The 16,935-nt window shown below is 38.1% G+C and carries 14 protein-coding genes; 10 read left to right on the top strand and 4 right to left on the bottom strand.

The window, feature by feature from the left end:
• The first annotated feature begins 26 nt into the window (after positions 1-26).
• From KB197_RS05835 to KB197_RS05810, 6 genes are all read left to right on the top strand, one after another.
• On the top strand, positions 27-299 hold the full coding sequence (locus KB197_RS05835) for a PspC domain-containing protein (protein WP_001085044.1): 273 nt from the start codon (positions 27-29) through the stop codon (positions 297-299).
• A 116-nt stretch (positions 300-415) separates the two neighbouring features.
• Positions 416-2,104: a hypothetical protein gene (locus KB197_RS05830; RefSeq protein WP_153210292.1), complete on the top strand. Its 1,689-nt coding sequence runs from the start codon at positions 416-418 to the stop codon at positions 2,102-2,104.
• Positions 2,105-2,114: 10 nt separating this feature from the next.
• A complete protein-coding gene (locus KB197_RS05825) occupies positions 2,115-2,837 on the top strand; it encodes a hypothetical protein (protein ID WP_000434512.1) in 723 nt (240 codons plus the stop codon).
• 3 nt (positions 2,838-2,840) lie between these two features.
• Positions 2,841-3,962: an AAA family ATPase gene (locus KB197_RS05820; protein ID WP_153210293.1), complete on the top strand. Its 1,122-nt coding sequence runs from the start codon at positions 2,841-2,843 to the stop codon at positions 3,960-3,962.
• A gap of 384 nt (positions 3,963-4,346) precedes the next feature.
• Complete coding sequence (locus KB197_RS05815; protein WP_000173372.1) at positions 4,347-5,105, top strand: ABC transporter ATP-binding protein; 759 nt, start codon at positions 4,347-4,349, stop codon at positions 5,103-5,105.
• 1 nt (position 5,106) lies between these two features.
• The gene (locus tag KB197_RS05810) at positions 5,107-7,095 is read left to right on the top strand and encodes an ABC transporter permease (protein ID WP_212573821.1); all 1,989 of its coding nucleotides are present in this window, start codon (positions 5,107-5,109) and stop codon (positions 7,093-7,095) included.
• 284 nt (positions 7,096-7,379) lie between these two features.
• Here the strand turns inward: KB197_RS05810 and KB197_RS05805 are convergent, their stop codons facing one another.
• Positions 7,380-8,075, bottom strand: a complete 696-nt coding sequence (locus tag KB197_RS05805) for a VIT1/CCC1 transporter family protein (RefSeq protein ID WP_000005264.1) — start codon at positions 8,073-8,075, stop codon at positions 7,380-7,382.
• A gap of 230 nt (positions 8,076-8,305) precedes the next feature.
• Here KB197_RS05805 and KB197_RS05800 point away from each other — a divergent pair, with 230 nt between their 5' ends.
• From KB197_RS05800 to ftsY, 3 genes are read left to right on the top strand one after another with little or no spacing between them, the layout of a single operon-like run.
• On the top strand, positions 8,306-9,097 hold the full coding sequence (locus tag KB197_RS05800; protein ID WP_064276097.1) for a Cof-type HAD-IIB family hydrolase: 792 nt from the start codon (positions 8,306-8,308) through the stop codon (positions 9,095-9,097).
• Positions 9,097-9,915: a Cof-type HAD-IIB family hydrolase gene (locus KB197_RS05795; RefSeq protein ID WP_064276099.1), complete on the top strand. Its 819-nt coding sequence runs from the start codon at positions 9,097-9,099 to the stop codon at positions 9,913-9,915. Before KB197_RS05800 ends, KB197_RS05795 begins: the two co-directional genes overlap by 1 nt.
• A gap of 3 nt (positions 9,916-9,918) precedes the next feature.
• Complete coding sequence (ftsY, locus tag KB197_RS05790; protein WP_064276101.1) at positions 9,919-11,208, top strand: signal recognition particle-docking protein FtsY; 1,290 nt, start codon at positions 9,919-9,921, stop codon at positions 11,206-11,208.
• A gap of 42 nt (positions 11,209-11,250) precedes the next feature.
• Here the strand turns inward: ftsY and zwf are convergent, their stop codons facing one another.
• The 3 genes from zwf to KB197_RS05775 form a co-directional block, all read right to left on the bottom strand.
• Complete coding sequence (gene zwf / locus KB197_RS05785; protein WP_049523430.1) at positions 11,251-12,738, bottom strand: glucose-6-phosphate dehydrogenase; 1,488 nt, start codon at positions 12,736-12,738, stop codon at positions 11,251-11,253.
• A gap of 150 nt (positions 12,739-12,888) precedes the next feature.
• Complete coding sequence (locus KB197_RS05780; RefSeq protein WP_001096316.1) at positions 12,889-13,629, bottom strand: amino acid ABC transporter ATP-binding protein; 741 nt, start codon at positions 13,627-13,629, stop codon at positions 12,889-12,891.
• Positions 13,629-15,794: an ABC transporter substrate-binding protein/permease gene (locus tag KB197_RS05775; RefSeq protein WP_004269717.1), complete on the bottom strand. Its 2,166-nt coding sequence runs from the start codon at positions 15,792-15,794 to the stop codon at positions 13,629-13,631. The genes KB197_RS05780 and KB197_RS05775 overlap by 1 nt, the downstream gene beginning before the upstream one ends.
• 173 nt (positions 15,795-15,967) lie before the next feature.
• On the opposite strand from KB197_RS05775, the gene KB197_RS05770 reads away from it, so the two are divergent.
• Complete coding sequence (locus tag KB197_RS05770) at positions 15,968-16,921, top strand: CPBP family intramembrane glutamic endopeptidase (protein WP_212573820.1); 954 nt, start codon at positions 15,968-15,970, stop codon at positions 16,919-16,921.
• Positions 16,922-16,935: the final 14 nt, after the last annotated feature.

The raw sequence follows: 16,935 nt of genomic DNA, 5'->3' as shown, positions 1-16,935 counted from the left end.
CTAACCTAGCAGAAAGAGGAAATATCATGAACAGTAAATTTTATAAAATGAGACGAAATCGTATGATTTCAGGAGTTTTGGCAGGTCTGTCAGACAAGTGGAACTTTGATGTTACCCTTGTTCGTTTCTTATTTGCCATTTTTACAGTCGCAAACTTTGGACTTGGCGTGATTATCTATATCATCCTAGCTTCTATCATGCCTACCAAGGAAGAAATCGAAGCAGAAATGTACGGAACAGGCCCACGTAAACGCAAAGAAGCCCAAGCTATTGACGACAATGAAGGCTGGTTTTGGTGAGGTAAATAATGAAATAAGCTTTGTTTTATAAAAGACAAGGCTTTTTTTCATCTTGTCAGAATCTATGCCTAAATGGTATAATAAGCGTATAAAAATAATTTGACAGGAAATGTATTATGGCTAATGAGAATGAGTTACTCGCATTACGATCATCAAATATTGAGATTGAATACGACGAATTGCTTAATTTAGAAAATTCTCTAGAAAATAATCTCAAAGATCTTATTAAAGATATAGAAAAAATTGATTTAGATAGGGAAAAATTACAAAATAATGAATACCTTCAAGAATCTATTGAGAATATAGTCTGGGAGCAAGTACAACTTCAACTTGCTGCCCAAATTGGTGATGAGTTTATTAAAGAGAACAACGGACAAACCCTAGATTTACGAAAAGAAGCACATATACAAACTGCTGAAAATTTTGAAAAAGGTAAATTTGCAACCCATAATAGAGATGTTAATTATCAAGAAAGATACGACACTTGGCAAAATAATTTTGTTAAAGACAACTTAGGGAATATTCAAACACACTCAACTCGTTCAGGTAAAATTGTAAATACTTTAACCAAAGAAGCGAGAAAACCATTTGACACCGGAAGGCCAACAGGTTCAAAAGAAAAAGGAACCCAAATGGATCATACAGTTTCTGCTGGAGAGATTATACGTGATCCAAAAGCAAATGCTTTTTTGACAAAAGAAGAGCAGATTGCTTTTGCAAATAGTAAAGCTAATCTTAACGAAATTAGGAGTGAAGTTAATCAAGCGAAAGGAGATTTATCTACATCAGAATTATTCGATAATCCAAACTCTAAGGGACAATATGCTAGAGAAGTCCATAATATTAGTTCAAAAGAAGAGAAACAGTTAAGAGAGAAAGATAAAGAGGCACGCACGGAATACGACAGAGTGAGAGATGAGGCTGAGAAGCGAGCTATAAAATCAGGTAAAAAATCACGTCGTGATGAGGCGTTAAAAATTTCCGGAAAAGCTTTGAAAGCAGCGCTTTTACAGTTATTATCAGAATTTTTGCGAGAATTGATTTCTAAATTTATCTCTTGGCTAAAAGATACAGAAAGAAACTTATCGACTTTTATTCATAAAATAAAAGAGGCTATCATATCTTTTGTAAATAACTTAGCAAATCATGTATTAAATGTCGGTAAATCTGTAGTTACAATGATTGCGTCTGCAATAGTTGGACCTGTAATTAATACAGTTCTTAAAGCCTGGACCTTTATACACCAAGGTTGGAAATCTTTGAAAGAAGCAATAGATTATATAAATAATCCTGAAAATAAAGATAAAAGCCTTGATATTATGATGTTAGAGGTTGGAAAAATTATTGTTGCGGGTTTAACAGCTACAGGTGCAATTGTAGTTGGGGAAGTTTTAGGAGCATCCCTCACTGCAAGTTTTCCAGTTTTGGCTATTTCAATACCACTTTTGGGAACAATCGGTAGCGTCATTGGAACATTTATGGGAGCAACTTTATCAGGAATTATTGGCGCTTTCGTACTAAAAATGATTGATCAGCAAATTGTCAATAAACAAATTTCCGAGCTAAATTCTAAGAAAATTGATCAAAATAATGAAATGTTAGTAATCCAAGATCAATTATTAGATGTTAAGAGTATAAAGTTACAAGTTGAAAAAGATTCTGTTATCAATACTATTAAGGAAAGACATGATATGGCTGCTTCAATGATGAAAGAAAAGCTGTCAGATATTTTTGCAGAATCTACAAGAGACGATAAAAGTGACTTTGATGAGATTGATACTTTATTACAAGAATTATTAGATTAAGGAGAAAAATATGGAACAAGAAGTATTTGAGCAAGAACAAGAAACAATTGAGATAAACATTAGTAACCATGATTTCGATGAAGCGAAAGAGCATCTGAAAGAGTTTGCTGAACAAAGTCAAGATGAATTGTATTTTGATACAGTTAGAACTCATGAAGATTTCTTTGGTTTTGAATTTGCTGAACATGGGGTTACAGGTAAAGAGTTTAATACTTTAGTTGAACAAACTCAAAATTACATTTCAAAATTTTATGATAATCAACAAAAACTTATTGAAGAATTTGGTCAAGTTTATAAAGCTTTAGAGGCTCTGGATAAAGATTATATTCAAGCAATCCTCTCTTCTGTAGTTGCCATTGAACATACCAACAAGAAAATTCTGAAAGAACAATCTCGTATTGATAAAACCATTGAGAAACAAAAAGCAACTCTAGTAGCTCTTAAGCAATTTAAAGAGAAATTTAACGAAGAAAATAGCAAAAACTCTATCGAAAAACATGAGGTAATACTTTCTAAATTTAATGATAGACTTGTAAATCTAGAACAATTCGCAAGTACTCTTCCTTCAGAACCGGTTTCAAATACTGGTGAAATTGATCAACTTAGGAGAGAATTGAACGAAAGTAAACAACAAATTCAATTTATTTCAAATCGCCTTCTAACAGTCTTTATTGTTTCTGGAATTTCTATTGGTATGTTAGTGATTGCCTTGCTTTTCATGTTATTGAGGTAAGATATGTCAACTTCTCGAGATAAATTAATTTGTAGTGCAAAGAAATTAGACTTCTATTTTGGAAAAGAAAATAATTATCTTGATAAAGTAAATAATATTATAGCAAATCATACTGATACAAAATCAGTAGCAGAATTGTATAAATCTATTTTTTTATTACAACAAGCTAACAAACGAAACAAGCTTACACCTTTATTGAAAGATTTATCTGATAATCTAGCTAGCTTTCTTGGATATACTTACCTATTTGATACTTTGGAAAAAGAGTTAGGTCAACAAAAGAAATCATTTTTAAATGACCTTTTGGCGGAACTAAATCAGTTAGTAGGTTTAGAGAGGGTAAAAAAAGAAGTTAGTCGTTTAATTATTTATCAAAAAGTTCAGTCAAAAAGGAAAGAGTCTGGCTTAAATATTCCCAAAAGAACTTTACACATGGCTTTTATGGGAAATCCAGGAACAGGAAAAACAACTGTTGCTAGAATTATTGGAAGAATGTACTACCAATTGGGACTTTTATCCAAAGGACATTTTTTAGAAGTCTCCAGAACAGATTTAATTGCAGGTTACCAAGGACAAACTGCACTGAAAGTTAAAAATGTCATAGAAAAGGCAAAAGGTGGAGTTCTCTTTATTGATGAGGCGTATAGTATTACTGAAAATGAAAATACTGATTCATACGGGCGAGAATGTTTAACAGAACTTACAAAGGCTTTAGAAGATTCACGAGATGATTTAATTGTTATTGTGGCTGGTTATACCGAACCAATGAACCATTTCTTTGAATCAAATCCTGGTTTGAAATCTCGATTTAATTATTTTATTAATTTTGAAAATTATTCTTCTACAGAATTGTTAGATATTTTTGAAACATTAGCAAGAAAAGACGACTACCATATAGATGACAAGCTGAAAGAAGTATTATTAAATTATTTTAATGAAAAGTTAGAAAGTAATCTCACCAATTTTTCTAACGGTCGCTTTGTTCGAAATCTATATGAAGATTTAATAATGAATCAAGCTGTCCGACTTAACCAAAGTGAAGCTGTGAATTTAAAAGAATTAACTTTGTTGATTAAAGATGATTTTTGTTTAGATGAAAATCGTTCTAGTGACATAGATTTATAATCAAACGAAAGAATGAATCTTCAAACTGTTTATGAATGTATTATTGACCGTTGCAGATAATTTACGAATCTGAACCCTTGTATCCGCAAGGGTTTTCTTCTTGCTTTCTTTTTATGGTAAAATATTTTTAATAAAATATCTACATTTCCCCCCAATCTTACAAAAATGTAAGATTAAAGTCTCTTTTGTAAGGTTAGGTTATGGCAAGCAGTCTTTTTTTGATGTAAACTAGACTCATAAAGAACAAAGGAGTAACATCATGAAACAAATCTTACATAAGAAAACTAGAAAACCAAGTCACAAAGATATCGAGCGCGTTCAGCTGGGATGCGCTATGATGCAAGCAACATTTCATTTGATGGGATATTAAGAAAGGAGATTCTCATGACACTTTTAGATGTAAAACACGTTCAAAAAATTTATAAAACTCGTTTTCAGGGCAACCAAGTAGAGGCCCTCAAGGATATTCACTTTACCGTGGAAAAAGGTGACTACGTTGCCATCATGGGTGAGTCTGGTTCTGGTAAATCAACTCTTCTCAATATTCTAGCTATGCTGGATAAACCAACTCGTGGTCAGGTTTACTTAAATGGAACTGACACAGCAACCATTAAAAATTCACAGGCTTCTAGCTTCCGTCGTGAAAAGCTGGGCTTTGTCTTCCAAGACTTTAACTTGCTAGATACTCTCTCTGTAAAAGATAATATCTTGCTTCCGCTTGTCTTGTCAAGAAGACCTATTACGGAGATGATGAAGAAATTGGTGGTGACAGCTGAGAATCTAGGCATCAACCAATTACAAGAGAAGTACCCTTACGAGATTTCTGGTGGTCAGAAACAGCGTGTAGCAGTAGCCCGTGCCATCATCACAGAACCTGAAATTCTCCTTGCCGATGAGCCAACAGGTGCCCTTGACTCCAAGTCATCTGCAGCCTTACTTGATGTCTTTGATGAAATCAATGAGCGCGGCCAAACCATTCTCATGGTAACCCACTCAACGGCAGCGGCCAGCAGGGCTAAACGTGTTCTTTTTATTAAGGACGGTATTCTCTACAACCAAATCTACCGTGGAGAGAAGACAGAGCGTCAGATGTTCCAAGAAATTTCTGATACCTTGACTGTCATGGCAAGCGAGGTGAATTAGTATGTTTCGATTAACCAATAAGTTAGCGGTATCGAACTTGATTAAAAACCGCAAACTCTACTATCCTTTTGCGCTGGCTGTTCTCTTGGCAGTCACTGTCACCTATCTTTTTTACTCTCTAACCTTCAATCCCAAGATTGCTGAAATCCGTGGAGGAACAACCATTCAGGCTACACTTGGATTTGGTATGTTTGTCGTCACCCTTGCGTCAGCCATTATCGTCCTCTATGCCAATAGTTTTGTCATGAAAAACCGTTCTAAGGAACTAGGAATTTATGGCATGTTGGGCTTGGAGAAGCGTCATCTAATCAGTATGACCTTTAAGGAGTTAGTGGTATTTGGGATTCTAACTGTTGGAGCGGGTATCGGTATTGGAGCCTTGTTTGACAAGTTAATTTTCGCTTTCTTGCTCAAACTGATGAAATTGAAGGTGGAACTGGTCGCTACCTTCCAGATGAAAGTTGTCATTACAGTACTTGTTGTCTTCGGTTTGATTTTCCTAGGCCTCATGTTCCTGAATGCCCTTCGAATCGCCCGTATGAATGCCCTCCAGCTCTCGCGTGAGAAAGCTAGCGGTGAGAAAAAAGGTCGTTTCCTTCCTCTCCAAACGATTCTTGGTTCCATTAGTTTAGGGATTGGCTACTATCTTGCCCTTACGGTAAAAGATCCTCTTACAGCCTTAACAACCTTCTTCATAGCTGTTTTACTGGTTATCTTTGGTACTTATCTATTGTTTAATGCAGGAATTACCGTTTTCCTTCAAATCTTAAAGAAAAACAAGAAATACTATTACCAACCAAATAACCTTATCTCAGTGTCTAACTTGATTTTCCGTATGAAGAAAAATGCAGTTGGACTAGCCACCATCGCTATCTTGTCAACAATGGTTTTGGTAACCATGTCAGCAGCGACAAGCATTTTCAATTCCGCAGAAAGCTTTAAAAAAGTTCTAAATCCTCATGATTTTGGGGTTTCAGGGCAAAATGTTGAAAAAGAAGACTTGGACAAACTCTTGAGCCAGTTTGCAAGTGACAAAGGTTATAAGATTAAAGAGAAAGAAGTTCTTCGTTACGCTTACTTTGGTGTTGCAAACCAAGAAGGTAGCAAGTTAACCCTTTTTGAAAAAGGACAAAATCGTGTCCAACCCACAACAGTTTTCATGGTATTTGACCAAAAAGATTATGAAAATATGACTGGTCAAAAACTGTCTCTATCAGGAAATGAGGTCGGACTCTTTGCAAAGAATGAGGGAGTTAAAGAACAGAAAACTCTAACTCTGAATGATCATCAATTTTCTGTCAAAGAAGAATTTAATAAAGATTTTATTGTCAACCATGTCCCAAATCAGTTTAATATTTTGACTGCTGATTACAATTACCTTGTTGTACCTGATTTACAAGCCTTTTTGGATCAATTCCCAGATTCGGCTATCTATAATCAGTTTTACGGTGGCATGAATGTAAATGCCAGCGAAGAAGAACAACTCAAGGTCGCTGACGAGTATGATAAATACCTTGATCAGTTTAATGCTCAATTAAACACGGAAGGTAGCTATGTTTATGGTAGTAATTTATCAGATGCTAGTGCTCAGATGAGTGCCCTCTTTGGTGGTGTCTTCTTTATCGGTATTTTCCTATCCATTATCTTTATGGTCGGAACCGTTCTGGTTATCTACTACAAACAAATTTCTGAAGGTTATGAAGATCGTGAACGCTTTATTATCTTGCAGAAAGTTGGTTTAGATCAAAAGCAAATCAAGCAAACCATTAACAAACAGGTTTTAACTGTTTTCTTCCTTCCTTTGCTCTTTGCCTTCCTACATCTAGCCTTTGCCTACCATATGCTTAGTCTGATTTTAAAAGTGATTGGTGTACTGGATACGACTATGATGTTGACTGTAACCTTGTCTATCTGCGCTATCTTCCTCATCGCCTATGTGCTGATTTTCATGATTACCTCAAGAAGTTATCGCAAGATTGTGCAAATGTAAAAAAAGATACCTCGACTTCAAAATCGAGGTATTTCTTGTCTTTTATACTCAATGAAAATCAAAAAGCAAACTAGGAAGCTAGCCACAGGTTGCTCAAAGCACTGCTTTGAGGTTGCAGATAGAACTGACGAAGTCAGCTCAAAACACTGTTTTGAGGTTGCAGATAGAACTGACGAAGTCAGCTCAAAACACTGTTTTGAGGTTGCAGATAGAACTGACGAAGTCAGTAACCATATATACGGCAAGGCGAAGCTGACGTAGTTTGAAGAGATTTTCGAAGAGTATTAAATGCTGAAAAGTTGTCCTAGCAGAAAGGTAACGCCCATAGTTAAGAGACCAATAGCGAGGTTCCGAATCATAGCTGTTTTGGTTGGTGCTTTTCCAAGTCTGGCACTAGTGTAACCAGTGAGAAGAAGGGCCACACCGACGATAAGGACGGTAGCAGGGATACGGTATTCACTTGGGAAAATGGTAATTGAAAGCATGGGTGGTAAGCTACCAAGGAAAAAAGAAATAAAGCTAGAGATAGCAGCATGCCATGGATTGGTAAACTCTTCATACTCTATCCCATATTTTTCCTCTACCAAAGCCTTGAGCGGATTATTTAAAAAGGCTTTGTTGGTCAAGAGTTGAGCAGAGGTTTCACATTCTCCATTTTGGATATAGGCTGCATAGAGAGACTTTTTGGCTAGTTCCATATCTTGGTCTAGCAAGACTTGCTCACGCGCAACGGCTGCTTCCTCGGTATCTTTTTGAGTTGAAACAGATACATATTCTCCACCAGCCATCGAAAAGGCACCAGCTAAGATAGCTGCAAATCCTGATAAAAAGATAATCCAGATATTACTCGTAGCACTAGCAACCCCGATAACCACACCAGCAATGGAAATAATTCCATCATTGGCACCAAGAACACCCGCACGCAGGATATTTAAACGACCTGCAAAATTTGAATCGATTTCGTGATTTGTTTCTGACATACTATTCTCCTTTTTATCCAGTATAAAGGAAAAATATAGGGAAATCAATCCTTTAAAAGTATCTGAAAAAAGTTGCACGATTTTAATTTTACGAGCTTTTTTAAAAGTTAGAAACAGCACTAGCTAGTAGAGAGGGATAAAAGAGAAGCAAAGATGATAGACTAATCCTTTTTCTACTTATCTATGGTATAATAGGAGGTAGATTTACTAATCGGAGTAAGAAAGATTTTATGATTAAACTAGTAGCAACGGATATGGACGGAACCTTCCTAGATGAGAATGGACGCTTTGATATGGACCGCCTCAAGTCTCTCTTGGTTTCCTACAAGGAAAAAGGGATATACTTTGCGGTGGCTTCGGGGCGCGGATTTCTATCTTTAGAAAAATTGTTTGCTGATGTTCGTGATGACATTATTTTCATCGCGGAAAATGGCAGTTTGGTAGAATATCAAGGTCAGGACTTGTATGAAGCGACTATGTCTCGTGAGTTTTATTTATCAACTTTTGAAATGCTGAAAACTTCACCTTATGTAGATATCAATAAACTGCTCTTGACGGGAAAAAAGGGAGCTTATGTTCTAGATACGGTGGATGAGACCTATTTGAAAGTGAGCCAGCACTATAATGAAAATATCCAAAAAGTAGCGAGTTTGGAAGATATCACAGATGATATTTTCAAATTTACAACCAACTTTACAGAAGAAACGCTAGAAGCTGGGGAAGCTTGGGTTAATGTACATGTTCCTGGTGTTAAGGCCATGACAACTGGCTTTGAATCTATTGATATTGTTCTGGACTATGTCGATAAGGGAGTGGCCATTGTTGAATTGGCTAAAAAACTTGGCATCACAATGGATCAGGTTATGGCTTTTGGAGATAATCTAAATGACTTGCATATGATGCAGGTTGTGGGACATCCTGTGGCTCCTGAAAATGCACGATCTGAAATTTTAGAATTAGCAGAGACTGTGATTGGTCACCATAAGGACCAGTCGGTTATAGCTTATATGGAGGGCTTATAATGGCAGATATAAAATTGATTGCATTGGACTTGGACGGTACCTTGCTGACTACTGATAAAAGGCTGACGGATCGAACAAAGGCAACCTTGAAAGCTGCGCGAGATCGTGGTATCAAGGTTGTATTGACAACTGGTCGTCCCTTAAAAGCCATGGACTTCTTTCTCCATGAGCTAGGGACTGACGGCCACGAAGATGAATATACGATTACTTTTAATGGTGGATTAGTTCAGAAAAATACAGGTGAGATCCTTGATAAAACAGTGTTTTCATATGATGATGTGGCACGCTTGTATGAGGAAACAGAGAAATTATCACTGCCTCTTGATGCCATCTCAGAAGGAACTGTTTATCAAATCCAATCGGACCAAGAAAGTCTTTATGCCAAATTCAATCCAGCATTGACCTTTGTTCCATTGGACTTTGAAGACTTGTCTAGTCAAATGACTTACAATAAGTGCGTGACTGCCTTTGCTCAAGAACCCTTGGATGCAGCTATTCAGAAGATTTCTCCAGAATTGTTTGACCAATATGAAATATTTAAATCACGTGAAATGTTGCTAGAGTGGTCACCAAAGAATGTTCATAAAGCAACAGGTTTAGCAAAACTAATCAGCCATCTTGGAATTGAACAAAGCCAAGTTATGGCATGTGGTGACGAGGCTAATGACCTTTCTATGATTGAATGGGCAGGGCTTGGTGTTGCCATGAAAAATGCTGTTCCTGAAGTCAAGGCAGTCGCAAATGTGGTAACGCCTATGACCAATGACGAGGAAGCTGTCGCCTGGGCTATCGAAGAATATGTGCTAAAGGAGGACTAAGATATGGGATTGTTTGACCGTCTATTCGGAAAAAAAGAAGAACCTAAAATCGAAGAAGTTGTAAAAGAAGCTCTGGAAAATCTTGATTTGTCTGAAGATGTTGAGTCTTCTCTTACAGAAGCTGAGGAAGTTCCTCAAGAAGAAGCAGAGGTTGACAGTTCTGAAGAAGCTGTGCTCGAAGAAGTGGACAATCAAGAGACAGTTGAAGAGAGTCAGAATTCAGAGTCAACTGTAGAAGTTTCTCAAGAAGAAGTCGAAGAATTTCCAAACTCAGAAGAAGTCTCAGAGGAAGAAAATCCTGAGTTCATAGAAGCTGAAGAAGAAAATAGCATTGAAGTTCTTGAAGCAGAAAGGCCTCAAGCAGAAGAAACCGTTCAGGAAAAATATGACCGCAGTCTTAAGAAAACTCGTACAGGCTTCGGAGCTCGCTTGAATGCTTTCTTTGCTAATTTCCGTTCTGTTGACGAAGAATTTTTCGAGGAACTGGAAGAACTGCTCATCATGAGTGACGTTGGTGTCCAGGTGGCTTCTAACTTAACAGAGGAGTTACGTTACGAAGCCAAGCTTGAAAACGCTAAGAAACCCGACGCACTACGTCGTGTCATTATTGAGAAATTGGTTGAGCTTTATGAAAAGGATGGCAACTACGATGAAAGAATCCACTTCCAAGATGGCTTGACAGTCATGCTCTTTGTTGGTGTTAATGGTGTTGGGAAAACAACTTCTATTGGGAAACTAGCTCACCGCTATAAACAAGCTGGTAAAAAGGTCATGCTGGTTGCGGCAGACACCTTCCGTGCAGGAGCAGTAGCCCAGCTTGCTGAATGGGGCCGTCGTGTTGACGTTCCAGTTGTGACTGGACCTGAAAAAGCTGACCCAGCCAGTGTGGTCTTTGATGGTATGGAACGTGCTGTAGCTGAAGGTATCGATATTCTCATGATTGATACTGCTGGTCGTCTACAAAACAAGGACAACCTCATGGCTGAGTTGGAAAAGATTGGACGCATCATCAAGCGTGTTGTTCCAGAGGCACCCCATGAAACCTTCTTAGCTCTTGATGCATCAACAGGTCAAAACGCTCTTGTACAGGCCAAAGAATTTTCAAAAATCACGCCATTAACTGGAATTGTCTTGACTAAGATTGATGGAACTGCTCGAGGTGGTGTTGTTCTAGCTATCCGTGAAGAACTCAATATTCCTGTAAAATTGATTGGTTTTGGTGAAAAAATCGATGATATTGGAGAGTTTAACTCAGAAAACTTTATGAAAGGTCTCTTGGAAGGCTTAATTTGATGATAAAGAAAATCCTGCAAGGTTATCTTGCAGGAATTTTTTTTATTCTAAACGGCCATCTTGACGATAGGCGATATCTGGCTGCCAAGTCCATTTGGCATCGAATTTTTCAAGTAAGTCAAAGCTGGCTTGAGGTCCCATGCTTCCAGCTTTATAGTCATGAAGTGGGGCACCATTTTCAGCCCAGAGTTCTTCGATACGGTCAATCAATTTCCATGACGCACCAACTTCATCCCAGTGGCTAAAGTTAGTTGAGTTGTTATTTAGGACATCATAAATCAATTTTTCATATGGTTCTGGAGAAGCACCAGTTGCGGTCGCATCTGTACGGTAATCCAGTGAGTTAGGAGCCAAGTTAAATTCTTCTCCTACTTGCTTTCCATTTAGGCTAAGAGAGAAGCCTTCTGTTGGTTGGATATAGATGGTCAAAATATTTGGAGCAAGTGGTTCTCCAAAGATAGAATCCATTTGTTTAAAGACGATGTTGACATGAGTCCCTTTTTCAGTCAGACGTTTACCAGTACGGAAGAAGAAAGGAACACCACGGAAGCGATCGCTGTCTACAAAGAAGGCACCAGATGCAAAGGTTTCAGTTGTAGATTCTGGATTCACATTTGGCTCACTACGATAAGAGATATATTTCATGCCATCAATCTTACCTGAACGGTATTGACCACGGATAAAGTGTTCTTTAAGCTCTTCATCCGTTGGATGATAGAGGTTTTTAAAGACCTTAATCTTTTCGGCACGAATCTCGTCTTTTGTGAAGCTTGCTGGCTTGTCCATAGCAAGGAGAGAAAGAAGTTGTAGTGTATGGTTTTGTACCATGTCACGGAGGGCACCAGATTGGTCATAGTAGCCACCACGTTCTTCTACACCCAAGCGCTCCGCAAAGGTAATTTGAACATTGTCGATAAAGTCCTTGTTCCAAACATTTTCAAAAATCAAGTTTGCAAAGCGGACTGCAAAGATGCTTTGAATCATTTCCTTACCAAGATAATGGTCAATACGGAAAATTTGTTCTTCGTCAAATGTTGCTAGGAGCTCGTCATTCAACTTGCTTGCAGTTGCGTAATCTGTACCAAATGGCTTCTCAACGATTAAACGCTCGAAACCTTTACCATCTACAATGTTTTCAGACTTGAGGTGCTTAGCAATGGTTCCAAAGAATTGAGGAGCCATAGATAAGAAGAAGAGCTTGTTGTGTTCAGCTTGATACTTGTCATTTAGTTCAGCCTGCAATTGACGCAAAGCAATGTAGTGTTCTGTATCATTGACATCGTGACTTTGATAGTAGAAGTGGCTAGCGAACTCTTGAGCCTGTTCGGTACTATCTGCCAAATCAAGGATCGATTCGACTACAACAGATTCAAAATATTCCTTGCTCCAAGGACGACGAGCAGTTCCAATGACTGCAAAGTGCTCGGAAAGATTGCCGGATTTATATAGTCTAAAAAGGGAAGGGTAGAGCTTGCGTTTAGCCAGGTCTCCACTCGCACCAAAAATTGTAACAATAACCTTAGATGACATCTAGCTACCTAATTTCTATTTTTATTCCTAGTCTTGCTAGGTATGAGGAAATCTCATTTCATAAATTTAATTCTAACATAATTTTCCGAAAAATCAAAAAATCCAATACGAGATAGAAAAAAACTGCAAGGAAATCCTTACAGTTTGAGTTTAGACGTTTAAGACCTTGTCCAAGAACTCTTTCAGACGTGGGTGTTGTGGGTTATCAAAGATTTGATCAGGTGTTCCGTCTTCAAGGAATTCACCATCTGCAGTAAAGATAACGCGGTTAGCAACCTGACGAGCAAATCCCATCTCATGGGTTACGATAATCATGGTCATGCCTTGCTCAGCCAATTCCTTCATAACGTTTAGTACGTCTCCGACCATCTCAGGGTCAAGGGCAGAAGTTGGTTCATCAAAGAGCATGATGTCTGGATTCATTGCTAGTCCACGGGCGATGGCCACACGTTGTTTTTGACCACCTGATAGGCTATCTGGGTTAGCATTAGCTTTATCTGCTAGTCCAACCTTTTCAAGCAACTCCATTCCCAATTTCTCAGCTTCTTCCTTAGTCATCAACTTGTGCTCAATTGGAGCAAAGGTAATATTGTCCAATACAGACATATGAGGGAAGAGGTTGAAGTGTTGGAACACCATTCCGATATTTTCACGGACGTGGTCAACGTTGGTTGTTTTTTCAGTTAAGTCATAACCGTTCACAGTGATGTGACCACTCGTAACTTCTTCTAGAAGATTGAGGCTACGAAGGAAGGTTGATTTACCAGAACCTGAAGGACCGATGATACAAACAACATCTCCTTCATAGAACTTGGTCGTAATTCCTTTTAAAACCTCATTTTTTCCATAGTGCTTGTGTAAATCATTTACATCAATTTTTAGTTTTGCCATTAACGAATCCTCTTTTCTAAGCGTTTCGCTAGTCTAGTCAAAAGTGTGATAATTACAAGATAGAAGATAGCAAGGATTGCATACATCTTGAAACTTTGGTAGTTACGGGCGATGATAATCTTACCAGTTTGGAAGAGTTCAACCAAACCGATAGCAGATACGATGGTTGTATCTTTAAGTGCGATAACGAATTGGTTAACAAAGTTTGGCAACATCAATTTAGTTGCTTGTGGAAGGATAATCTTACGCATGGTTTTTCCATAAGAGATCCCCAAGCTTCGGCTGGCTTCCATTTGGCCAACTGGAACGGCCTGAATACCACCACGAACGATCTCAGCGATATAAGCAGCTGCATTGAGCGATAGGGCAATGGTACCAGCTACGAAGTCGTTAATTGGGCTTTGTTGGCCTGTGATAGACTCGATGAAGTTTGGAATTCCCCAGAAGATGAAGGCTGCAAGAATCATCAATGGAATACCACGGATAACGTCAACGAAAATCTCAGAAATCACACGAAGAGATTTGTATGGGCTAACGCTAAACATACCGAAGATAATCCCGATAACAATGGCAATAGCAAATGAGATAAGAGCTAGAGCAAGAGTGATACCAAGCCCACTAAGGAGTTGTTTATAGTTGTTTTGAAGCAAGCCCCAGATAGTTGTTTCATCAACAGTGCTTGTTGAAGTAGATGAAGATTCGCTAGCTAGGTATTTATCAAGAATCTTTTGGAATTCTCCGTTTGCTTTAAGGTTTGCAAGTCCGTTATTGAACATTTCAATCAATTCTGGATTTGCTCCTTTTTTAACGGCAAAGGCTGTTTCACCGATTGGAGTTCCAGCGATTGGAGTTTTCAATTTTTGTCCTTGACTGATAGAATATTTGAGAACAGGTTCATCATCCATAACGGCATCGATAGCTCCAGTATTTAAACTGTCATACATTGAAGAACCATCAGCAAAGGTTTTGATTTTGTAACCGTATTTGCTTTGATTTTCTGTTAGGAAGGTTTGAGAGGCAGTTCCGTTTTTAACACCAACTGTCTTTCCTTTCAAATCCTCATAAGAAGCAATGGTGCTTGATTCTTTGACACCAAGAATTGTATTGGCAGTGTAGTAGGATTCTGAGAAGTCAAAAGTTGCCTTACGAGCATCTGTGACAGACATACCAGCAATGATACCATCAGCTTGACCAGCTTGAACAGCACTGATAGCAGCATCGAAACCAGGGTTGGTGATTTCAATTTCAAAGCCTTGATCTTTAGCGATTGCCTTAATCAAGTCCATATCAATACCAGTAAATTGGTTGCTTGAGTTTTGGAACACAAAAGGTGCAAAAGAAGAATCGCTGGCAATGATGTATTTAGCTTTAACAGGAGTTGCTTTTAGACCTGCTGCAGTCGTTGTAGTTGGTACTGCTGAAGAAGATGAAGCAGTCCATTTCTTGATGATTTTATCAAGACTACCATCTTTTTTCATTTCAGCCAAGGCTTGGTTAAATTCAGTAACTAGGTGCTCGTATTTGCTTCCTTTTTTAACACCGAAAGCAAAGCTGCCTACAGCTTCCCCATCCATTTCAATATGAAGGTCTTGCCCTTGGTTAATGGCATACTCGATAACAGGTTTGTCATCCATCATGGCATCAATGGCACCAGCACTCAAGCTGTTGTTCATCAAATCACCAGTGTCAAATGTTTTAATACTAAAGCCGTATTTGTCCTTGATTGTTTCAAGGAAACGTTGAGCGGCAGTTCCATTTTTAACACCAACAGTTTTACCTTTTAATTGGTCATACTGACTAATCTTGTGTGCCTTAGTAGTGGCAATGACAACTTTTGTATCATAGTAAGTATCAGACATGGTAAAAACTTTTTCTCGTTCTACAGTTTTTGTCATTCCAGCCATGATAGCGTCAGCTTGACCAGCTTGAACCGCATTTACTGCTGCGTCAAAACCAGGATAAGACATCTGAATGTTCCATCCTTTAATCTCAGCGACTTTGTTGATAATGTCAACATCAATTCCTTTATAAGTTTGATCTGAATCTTTAAACTCAAAAGGTGCATAGGCGGTATCAGACACAATCTTAATCGTCTCTGCTTTTGCAATACCTAATGAGAAAATTGGGAATAAAATTAGCAAAAATGCTAGAAATTTTTTCTTCATTTTTAGTCTCCTTTTCCGAATATTTTCCCATTATATCAGAAAAAACTAAAAAATGCAAATTTAGGGACTTTTATGTTAGAAGATATAACATAAAAACCCTTTATTTCTTTCTTGAACTGCTACCACAAAGTGCTATAATAATAGTATATAATAGAAGAAAAGAGGACGGAGATATGAAGAACAAAAGAATTTTTAAAGACTTCCAAGCTTCTCAAATGCGGTTAAACCTCTACACAAGCCCCTTGTTAGCCTTTGCTTTTGTCTTCATAGGAGAGTTTGTGGCTTATACTCTGTATGGTATTAGTTTGTTAGCTCTCATCGGACTTGCTAGAAATTTTGGAGAGGCTGGTCAAAATCTTGCAAGCTACTTGCAGACCTTGCATCAGAGCTTGACGGATAAAACAAGTGACTTTCATTTAATTTTAGATTTACTGGCCTTTGGGTTCGTTCTCAACACTGTGTTCAGATGGACTAGAAAAGTTGAGAAAAGACCTATTCGAACCTTGGGATTTTATAGAGAAAATTTCCTCAGCAGTCTTCTGAAAGGATTTGGCTTAGGCTTGGCACTTTTTCTTCTGACCTTGTTAGGATTAGTAGCCTTGGGGCAATATCGTTTGGAGTCCATTCACTTGAATCCTTATTCGCTTACCTTTGTTGTCTTTACTATCCCATTTTGGATTTTACAGGGGACAACAGAAGAAGTAGTGGCCCGTGCTTGGCTCCTTCCTCAATTGGCCTCAAGAACCAATCTAAAACTTGCTGTTCTTATATCTAGCCTATTCTTTACCCTGCTTCATATGGGCAATTCTGGTTTAACACCTCTATCTCTAGTGAATCTCTTTTTATTCGGAGTTGCCATGTCACTTTACCTCCTCAAAACAGATACAGTTTGGGGTGTAGCAGGTATTCATGGCGCTTGGAATTTTGCTCAAGGAAATCTATTTGGGATTTTAGTTAGTGGTCAGCCGTCAGGAACGTCTCTGATGACCTTTTTACCACAAGGCAATCAAGGCTGGCTATCAGGTGGTTCTTTTGGTATAGAAGGTTCTATCATGACAAGTCTGGTTTTGGTACTCCTGATTGTCTATCTCGCTTATCAATTAAAGAAAGAAAATGAAAGGATGTGACTTCGGTCCGTCCT

Source organism: Streptococcus sp. 11-4097, assembly GCF_018215285.2.
GTDB lineage: Bacteria > Bacillota > Bacilli > Lactobacillales > Streptococcaceae > Streptococcus.
The sequence above is the reverse complement of the archived record's forward strand: the minus strand, read 5'-3'. Positions and strand labels throughout refer to the sequence as shown.